The 9,294-nt window shown below is 51.4% G+C and carries 6 protein-coding genes and 1 other annotated feature; all 6 genes read left to right on the forward strand.

Annotated elements, in window-relative coordinates; translation table 11 throughout:
• Positions 1-5 precede the first annotated feature (5 nt).
• Positions 6-935 (forward strand): hydroxymethylbilane synthase, encoded by a 930-nt coding sequence (gene hemC, locus DIJ65_RS14420; RefSeq protein WP_071152344.1) that lies wholly within the window; start codon positions 6-8, stop codon positions 933-935.
• Entirely contained in the window at positions 928-1,629 is a 702-nt protein-coding gene (locus DIJ65_RS14425) for a uroporphyrinogen-III synthase (protein WP_071152343.1), read from the forward strand. Before hemC ends, DIJ65_RS14425 begins: the two co-directional genes overlap by 8 nt.
• Positions 1,626-2,606: a porphobilinogen synthase gene (gene hemB / locus DIJ65_RS14430; RefSeq protein ID WP_071152342.1), complete on the forward strand. Its 981-nt coding sequence runs from the start codon at positions 1,626-1,628 to the stop codon at positions 2,604-2,606. Before DIJ65_RS14425 ends, hemB begins: the two co-directional genes overlap by 4 nt.
• Positions 2,607-3,893 (forward strand): glutamate-1-semialdehyde 2,1-aminomutase, encoded by a 1,287-nt coding sequence (gene hemL / locus DIJ65_RS14435; RefSeq protein WP_071152341.1) that lies wholly within the window; start codon positions 2,607-2,609, stop codon positions 3,891-3,893.
• 963 nt (positions 3,894-4,856) lie between these two features.
• Positions 4,857-5,906 (forward strand): AbrB family transcriptional regulator, encoded by a 1,050-nt coding sequence (locus DIJ65_RS14440; protein ID WP_071152339.1) that lies wholly within the window; start codon positions 4,857-4,859, stop codon positions 5,904-5,906.
• 21 nt (positions 5,907-5,927) lie between these two features.
• Positions 5,928-6,145 (forward strand) — a binding site (T-box leader).
• Positions 6,146-6,262: 117 nt separating this feature from the next.
• Positions 6,263-8,896 (forward strand): valine--tRNA ligase, encoded by a 2,634-nt coding sequence (locus DIJ65_RS14445; RefSeq protein WP_117303374.1) that lies wholly within the window; start codon positions 6,263-6,265, stop codon positions 8,894-8,896.
• Positions 8,897-9,294: the final 398 nt, after the last annotated feature.

A 9,294-nucleotide genomic window follows, 5' to 3' on the forward strand; every position in this document is an offset into this window, starting at 1 on the left:
TTTAGTTGAGAAAAATTATTGTAGGTTCGAGAAGAAGCAAGCTGGCATTGACACAAACCAACCAGTTCATCGACAAACTGAAGGCGGCAGGAGCCCCTTTTGAATTTGAAATAAAGGAAATTGTCACAAAAGGCGACCGCATTGTGGACGTGACGCTGTCGAAAGTTGGCGGGAAAGGCCTTTTTGTCAAAGAGATTGAACAGGCACTTTTCAACAAGGAAATCGATTTTGCTGTTCACAGCATGAAAGATATGCCGTCTGTACTTCCGGAAAATCTCGTTATCGGCTGTGTGCCGGAACGTGAAGATCCGCGCGATGCCTTTATCGCCAATGACCATGTGAAGTTCATGGAATTGCCGGTCGGCGCAAAAGTCGGAACGAGCAGCCTGCGCCGCAGTTCCCAAATGTTGTTGATCCGTCCGGATTTGGATATCCACTGGATTCGCGGCAATATCGACACGCGCCTTGAAAAATTGAAGTCAGGAGAATTCGATGCCATCATCCTCGCGGCAGCCGGGTTGAAGCGCATGGGCTGGGGTGACGATATCGTCACTGAATTCCTCACCATCGAAGATTGCCTCCCGGCGATCGGCCAGGGTGCTTTGGCAATCGAGTGCCGTGAAGACGACAAGGAATTGTTGGCGGAACTTTCGAAAGTCAACGATGAAACAACGATGCTTGCAGTTAATGCAGAGCGCAAGTTTTTGAAAGATATGAACGGCAGCTGCCAGGTTCCGATTGCGGGCTATGCAACAGTCGAAAACGGCGTCATCACCTTTACTGGGCTGATTTCTTCTCCGGAAGCCGATCAGGTTTATAAAGAAACGGCAACACATAAAGACCCGGTCGAAGCCGGACGCATCGTTGCTGATAAAATCAGCGAACAGGGCGGCTATGACTTGATCCAGCGCGTCATTGCTGAGAGCAATGTGTAACACCGGTCATTCGCTGGAAGGCAAAACCGTCGTTTTTACCGGTTCGACTTTTCCGCGGGAAGCTGCGGGCAAAGTGGAAGAGCTGGGCGGCAAGGCAGTTTATCTGCCGTTGATCGAAACCTCCATCCGCCAGACCAAAACGCCCGATTTCTCGGCTTATGGCTGGCTCATCTTCACGAGCCGCACAAGTGCACAGGCTTTCTGCCAGCTCCACGCTGGTGCTGTGCCGAAGATTGCGGCAGTCGGGGAAAAGACGGCTGAGGTATTGCGCCACAATGGCTATCGGGTGGATTTTATTCCCCGGGTGTTCAGCGCAGACAATTTTGTGACGGAATTTCCAGCTGTGGCTAACGGTGAAAAATGCCTGTTCATCAAAGGCGGACTGGCGAAGAATACCATCGCGTCCATGCCAATGCCGGTCGATGAATGGATTATCTACGACACCAATCTGTTGCTCGAAAACGCACAATTATTGAAGGAAATGAAACATCAAACGATTATCTTTGCCAGCCCCTCAGCTGTTTCGGCTTACCGGAAAGTTGGAGGGGAGTGGGAAGATGCAGAGGTTGCGGCGATCGGCCATGTAACCGAAAAAGCGATAAAGGACGAAGGCGGGCATATCGATTTTATTCCCCCGAATTATACGTACCTGGACGTCGTCAATGAAATAGCGAAAGGAAGATGTACAGAATGAAAGATTTGAAATTCAATCGCCACCGGAGATTGCGCGGATCCGCGAACATCCGTGCGATGGTGCGTGAAACCGGACTTCACAAAGAAGATTTCATCTATCCGATTTTTGTCGTTGAAGGCGAAAACATCAAACACGAAATTTCGTCGATGCCGAACGTTTTCCATTTTTCGATGGACCGACTCGGCGAAGAGCTGGACGAAGTGGTCGATTTGGGGATTCCTTCGGTCATCCTGTTCGGCGTGCCGAACGATAAGGATGCTGTCGGTTCCCAGGCTTACCATGACCACGCAATCACGCAGGAAGCGATCCGTTTTGCAAAAGAACGCCATCCGGATCTGGTCGTCATTGCCGATACGTGCCTGTGCCAATACACGGATCACGGGCATTGCGGCGTCATCGAAGAGGGCGTCATTTTAAATGACGAGTCGCTCGATCTGTTGGCGCGCACAGCTGTGTCACAGGCGAAAGCCGGAGCGGATATCATTGCGCCGTCGAACATGATGGACGGTTTTGTCACAGCAATCCGCTACGGACTCGACGAGGCTGGTTTCCAGCATATCCCGATCATGAGCTATTCGGTCAAATATGCATCGGCCTATTACGGTCCTTTCCGTGAAGCGGCCCACTCAACACCGCAATTCGGTGACCGCAAAACCTATCAGATGGATCCGGCAAACCGCCTGGAAGCGCTCCGCGAAGCAGCTTCCGATGTGGAAGAAGGCGCCGATTACCTGATGGTCAAACCGGCGCTGTCGTATCTGGACGTGATCCGCGAGGTGCGCGACAATTTCGATTTGCCGATCGTCGCCTATAACGTGTCGGGCGAATACGCCATGGTCAAAGCGGCTGCTTTGAACGGCTGGGTCGATGAAGAGAAAATCGTTCTTGAAACTTTGCTCAGCATGAAGCGTGCTGGAGCGGATATCATTTTGACGTACCACGCAAAAGACGCGGTACGCTGGCTGGAGGGAAAATAGATGGCATACGAAAAGTCGAATGCAGCATTTGAAGAAGCGAAAGGCTTGATGCCGGGCGGGGTCAACTCCCCGGTCCGGGCATTTAAATCCGTCAACATGGATCCGATTTTCATGGCTTCCGGCAACGGCGCCACCATTACGGACATCGACGGCAATACGTATATCGATTATGTACTTTCCTGGGGGCCGCTGATTCTTGGCCATGCCCATCCGGAAGTTGTCGAAGCGATCAAAGAAACTGCAGAGCTCGGAACGTCATTCGGCGCACCGACCATTCTGGAGAACGACATGGCGAAGCTTGTCATGGACCGTGTGCCTTCCATCGAAATGGTGCGCATGGTCAGTTCCGGAACGGAAGCGACGATGAGCGCTTTGCGTGTGGCCCGCGGATTCACGGGACGCAATAAAATCCTGAAATTCGAAGGGTGCTACCATGGCCACGGCGACAGCCTGCTGATTAAAGCCGGTTCCGGCGTTGCGACGCTCGGCCTGCCGGATTCACCGGGTGTGCCGGCGTCAGTCGCACAGAACACCATCACGGTACCGTTCAACGACCTGGAGAGCATACGCCAGGCATTCATGGAATTCGGCGATGATCTGGCCGCGGTGATCGTTGAACCGGTTGCCGGCAATATGGGCGTTGTCCCACCGAACGAAGGCTTCCTTCAGGAGCTGCGCAACCTGACAAAAGAAAACGGTACGCTTCTCATTTTTGATGAAGTCATGACCGGTTTCCGCGTCGGCTACAATTGCGCGCAGGGCCATTACGGCGTTACACCTGATTTGACGTGCCTCGGCAAAGTCATCGGCGGCGGGCTTCCTGTCGGCGCATTCGGTGGACGACGCGAAATCATGCAGCAGGTCGCACCAAGCGGCTCGATTTACCAGGCAGGTACCCTGTCAGGTAACCCGCTTGCGATGCGCGCCGGTTTTGAAACCTTGTCGCGCCTGTCGGAAGACAGCTACACGACTTTCAACAAACGTGCGGACCAGCTTGAAACAGGGTTCCGCGAAGCCGCAGAGAAATACAACATCCCGCACACAGTAAACCGTGCAGGTTCCATGATCGGGTTCTTCTTTACAAACGAGGAAGTCGTCGATTTCGACACAGCGAAAACTTCGGATCTTGACCTGTTTGCGGATTATTATAAATTGATGGCAGAAGAAGGCATCTTCCTGCCGCCGTCCCAGTTTGAAGGCATGTTCCTGTCGACTGCTCATACCGAAGAGCATATCGCCAAAACAGTGGAAGCATTCCACACCGTGTTTGCGAAATTGGCACGTTAATAAAGATGAGAGACAGCCGGAGAACGTTTTCCGGCTGTTTTTTTATGGTGAAAATAATGGTTGAAAGTCGATATTCCGCAAAACAGCTTCGCTTTCCAGCGGGCTCCCGCCCAATCCTCCTCGTCCGCTGCGCTACCTGCGGTGTATCGGTCGTGTCGCTAAGCCGCAGGAGTCTGCGCTGTTTTGCTGCATATCTCTGGTTACTTCTCATTTTGGTGCAAGTTTTATTTGTTAAGTACTTTTATATAATGTGTTAAAGCAGAATAGCGGCAGAATAGTAGCTAAAGCTCATTTTTGTCGCTTTTCGCCTGCGAAAAGCTTGTAATCATGTTTTCCTGTGTACGGTAAGGGCGGATTACAGGACTTCGTCCGAAAGTGCGGAGAGGAGGGGGCAGCCGGTGGATCTGGCTGCTCTTATTTTATGAGTGAGGGAACAATAAAACAGCGAGTGATCATAGAATAATCTAAGTGATCATAGAACCCTCATAAGTGATCATAGAACCATTTGAATGATCATAGAACCCGAAAAACCGCTCATAGAATTTCCCGCAGCCATTTGGAACTTCGCACTTTCGCTTTTCGCTGGCGAAAAGCATGCAATCGGGTTTTTCAAACGATGGTATAGAAGATATTGGGTTGCACCAAGAAAGAAAATGATGGATATGCAGCCGAAAAACTCGGCTGCACTTTTAAGGGGTTGGAAATGAGCAAAATGCGCCCATTTCCGCTGGCTGTGCTGCCAACTGGAGTCGCATTCTCATCAGAATTTCGGTTTATTCCCAACTTTGATGGAAATACTCCCAACTTTGCTTAATTTATTCCCAACTACCATTCGGATATTCCCAACTTCGTCAGTTTTATTCCCAACTCGTTAAAATGGCATTGATATAGCCCGCCCGCCAACCCGAATTTTCTGCTACGATAGATAATATAGATTCTCTTCAGAAGAAAGTTGGAACGGTTTTGAAATTATTGCGTACAGCGCTGGTGGCGGTAGCGGCCGGCTTCCTTTTTCAGCAAATTGGCATGTTCCTGCCTTGGCTGCTCGGTCCGATGATTGCACTCCTCCTGCTGCGGCAGTTTACGGAGATGGAGTTTTACTGGCCGAAAGTTTTCCGGGCTATCGGACTTGTCTTGCTGGGCATCATGATCGGCGCGTCGTTCACCCGCGAGTCGGTGCTGCTGATGTGGGTGGATTTGCCGTATATGCTGTTTATGACGGTGTCGGTCATCATCGCGGCGCTGCTCTTCGGTTTACTCTTCAGCAGGATGGCCAATGAATCGCTGCAGACGAGTCTGCTCGGCTCGATGCCGGGCGGGCTGTCGCAGATGGTGCTCATATCGGAAGAAGTCGACAACGCCAATGTAACCGTCGTGTCGGTGATGCAGACATTCCGGATATTCCTGGTGGTGACGATTGTGCCGCTGCTGACAACTTTTTTTGTCGGCAGGGAAGCTTCGCAGATCGCCACCGAAACTGCTTTTTCGTTTTCGCCGCCGGCATTCCTCGTAGCCGTGGCACTCGGCATTTTTGCCTATCTGCTCATGAAGAAATTTTCGTTTCCGGCGAAAGAATTACTGGCGCCGGTGCTGGTCATGGCGATTGTGCAATCAGTGACTGGCACCACGCTGATCGAAATGCCTGAGATTTTAGTCATCCTGGCGCAGCTGCTGGTCGGTGCGCACCTCGGGTTGCAGATGGAAAAGCTGCGCGAGAACATGAGCATGCGCCTGGCATTCGCGATTGTCGTCAACAACGTATTGCTCATCGCGTTCACCGTTTTCATTGCCTACATATTGGCGGCACTGCTGCCGGAATACCTGTTCCTCGATTTCTTCCTGAGCGCTGCACCGGGCGGCATGGCGGAAATGGGGATCACAGCGCTTGCCGCGGGTGCGGATGTGGCGCTTATTACGAGCTTCCATCTGTTCCGCCTGTTCTTTATTTTATTGCTCGCTGCGCCTCTGGTTGCATATATGCTGAAAAAACTTGACGCTAAAACAGGAAATTGAGTACAATGGATGTAATCAGATACTGATGCGTTGAAGAGGATAGTAGAATGTGCGTGCATTTCAGAGAGGAAACCGAACGGTGAGAGGTTTTCATGAACCAGCATTTGAATGTCACCTCCGAGCAGATTCCGTGAACACGAGTAGCGGAACCCGGATGCGAATCCGTTATCGAACTTGAGAGCCAGGCTTTTTTTGCCTGTGTATAAAGGTGGTACCGCGAAAACTCCTTCGTCCTTTAAGTAGAGATGACAGGAGTTTTTTTGTACCCTTTTTTAAGCTCAGGAAGATGCTTCAACCCATCAACACCAAGCGCGGCGCGAATAAAACCCGCAGCGACACAAAGAGGAGGAACTCACATGACAGAACCGATGTCGACCAAGTATGATCCGCAATCGATTGAAAAAGGGCGTTACGATTGGTGGATCGAGAACAAGTATTTCGAAGCAAAACCGGAAAGCGGCAAAACGCCGTATACCATTGTGATTCCGCCGCCGAACGTAACAGGCAAGCTGCACCTGGGCCACGCCTGGGATACGACGCTGCAGGATATCCTGACGCGCATGAAGCGCATGCAGGGATTCGACGCCTTGTGGCTGCCGGGCATGGACCACGCCGGCATTGCGACGCAGGCGAAGGTGGAAGGCAAGCTGAAAGAGGAAGGGCGTTCGCGCTATGACCTTGGACGTGAAGCGTTCCTTGAGGAATCGTGGAAATGGAAAGAAGAATACGCCGGGCACATCCGCCAGCAATGGTCGAAACTGGGCCTCGGCCTCGATTACTCCCGTGAGCGTTTCACGCTGGATGATGGCTTGTCCAAAGCGGTTCGTGAAGTGTTCGTGAAATTATACGAGAAGAAATTGATCTACCGCGGCAAATACATCATCAACTGGGACCCGGCGACGAAAACCGCCATCTCGGACATCGAAGTTATCTACAAAGATGTGCAGGGCGGATTCTATCACATGCGCTACCCGCTGACAGACGGCAGCGGCCACATCGAAATCGCGACGACGCGTCCGGAGACGATGCTCGGCGATACAGCGGTAGCGGTTCACCCGAAAGACGATCGCTACAAGCACCTCATCGGTAAAACCGTGACGCTTCCGATCATCGGACGCGAAATGGAAATCGTGGCAGATGATTACGTGGACATGGAATTCGGCAGCGGCGCCGTAAAAATCACGCCGGCCCATGACCCGAATGACTTTGAAATCGGCAATCGCCACAACCTCGAACGCGTCTTGATCATGCACGAAGACGGCACGATGAACGAAAACGCCGGCAAATATGAAGGCATGGACCGTTTCGAATGCCGCAAAGCAATCATCAAAGACCTGCAGGACATGGATGTTTTATTCAAAATAGAAGAGCATTTGCATTCCGTAGGGCATTCCGAACGCAGCGGGGCAGTTGTTGAGCCGTATCTGTCGACGCAATGGTTCGTGGACATGAAGCCGCTGGCGCAAAAATCAGTGGATCTGCAGAAAGACGAGAACGGCGTCAACTTCGTGCCGGACCGTTTCGAGAAAACGTATCTGCACTGGATGGAAAACATCCGCGACTGGTGTATTTCCCGTCAATTGTGGTGGGGCCATCAGATTCCGGCCTGGTACCATAACGAAACGAACGAAATCTACGTAGGCCACGAAGCACCGGCAGACGCGGAAAACTGGACGCAGGACGAAGATGTGCTGGATACGTGGTTCTCGTCAGCGTTATGGCCGTTCTCGACGCTTGGCTGGCCGGAAGAAAATGATGAACTGAAAAAATACTACCCGACTGATGTACTCGTAACAGGATATGACATCATCAATTTCTGGGTATCGCGTATGATTTTCCAGGCGCTCGAATTTACCGGAGAAAAACCGTTTGACGATGTACTGATCCACGGACTGGTGCGTGACGCAGAAGGCCGCAAGATGTCGAAATCGCTCGGCAACGGCGTGGACCCGATGGACGTCATCGAACAATACGGCGCCGATTCGCTGCGCTACTTCCTGGCTACGGCCTCATCGCCGGGGCAGGATCTCCGCTTCTCGATGGAGAAAGTGGAGAGCGTTTGGAACTTTGCCAATAAAATCTGGAATGCTTCCCGTTTTGCATTGATGAACATGGAAGGCATGACGTACGGAGAGATCGACCTCAGCGGCAAGAAGTCTGTGGCTGACTCGTGGATCCTGACGCGTCTCAATGAAACGATTGAACAAGTGACATCGCTTGCCGAGCGCTACGAATTCGGTGAAGTGGGCCGCCTGCTTTATAACTTCATCTGGGATGATTTCTGTGACTGGTACATCGAGATGTCGAAATTGCCATTGTACGGTGAAGACGAAGAAGCGAAGAAAATGACGCGTTCGGTGCTTGCGTATGTGCTCGACAACACGATGCGTTTATTGCATCCGTTCATGCCGTTCATCACGGAAGAAATCTGGCAGAACCTGCCGACAAAAGGCGAGTCGATTACGATCGCTGAATGGCCAAAAGTGGATGAGTCATTGACGGACCAAAGCCAGTCGTCGAGCATGAAGCTGCTGGTGGATGTCATCAAATCCGTTCGGACGATCCGCGCGGAAGTGCAGTCGCCGATGAGCAAGAAAGTGCCGCTGACGATTCTGGCGAAAGACGCCAATACGCATCAGGTGCTGGAAGCGAACTCTGCGTACATCGAACGTTTCTGCAACACGGAAACGCTGACGATTGCACAGGACATCCAGGCGCCAGAAAAATCGATGTCAGCTGTTGTATCCGGCGCTGAATTGTTCATGCCTCTGGAAGGCCTCATCGATATCGATGCGGAACTTGCGCGCTTGAACAAGGAGCTCGAGAAATGGGCGAAGGAAGTGAAACTCGTTCAAGGCAAACTGTCGAACGAACGCTTTGTTTCCAAAGCACCGGAAGCGGTTGTCGCGGAAGAACGCGCGAAGGAAGCGGACTACACCGAGAAGCACGCAACGGTGGAGAAGCGTATTGAGGAATTGAAGAATCTTTAAAAGCTATCTGTAATAGCCGATATTCCGCTAAACAGCTTCGCTTTCCTGGCTGCTTGCGTCGAGCTAACTCGGGCTCGTTTCACTTCGCCCGAGTGGATCTCGCCGCTTCGCTTGGTCGCCTGGGAGTCTTCGCTGTTTAGCTCCATATCTTTAGCGATTACTTTCAGCGCTGGTATGTAATAAAAAAGAGATAAAAGAAACCCCGAAATCCTTCTTATAATATAGGAGGATTTCGGGGTTTTTGAATTGCGTCTAAATTGTGCGGGTGACTGTGGTCGACCCCCTTAGAATGGACACCATAGGTGTTACAATTGTGCAATCAATAGGATTCTAAAGGGGGAGGATTTTCATGAACACTCACAAGAAAAAAATAAAGCGCCAAAATACGTTTGATGAAA

It is taken from the genome of Planococcus salinarum, assembly GCF_007004625.1.
GTDB classification, from domain to species: Bacteria; Bacillota; Bacilli; order Bacillales_A; family Planococcaceae; genus Planococcus; species Planococcus salinarum.

What these genes read in the sequence shown, in the direction of transcription:
- hemB (WP_071152342.1), top strand. Translation starts at nt 1,626, where the DNA reads ATGAAAGATTTGAAATTCAATCGCCACCGGAGATTGCGCGGATCCGCG.
- hemL (WP_071152341.1), top strand. Translation starts at nt 2,607, where the DNA reads ATGGCATACGAAAAGTCGAATGCAGCATTTGAAGAAGCGAAAGGCTTG.
- DIJ65_RS14425 (WP_071152343.1), top strand. Translation starts at nt 928, where the DNA reads ATGTGTAACACCGGTCATTCGCTGGAAGGCAAAACCGTCGTTTTTACC.
- DIJ65_RS14445 (WP_117303374.1), top strand. Translation starts at nt 6,263, where the DNA reads ATGACAGAACCGATGTCGACCAAGTATGATCCGCAATCGATTGAAAAA.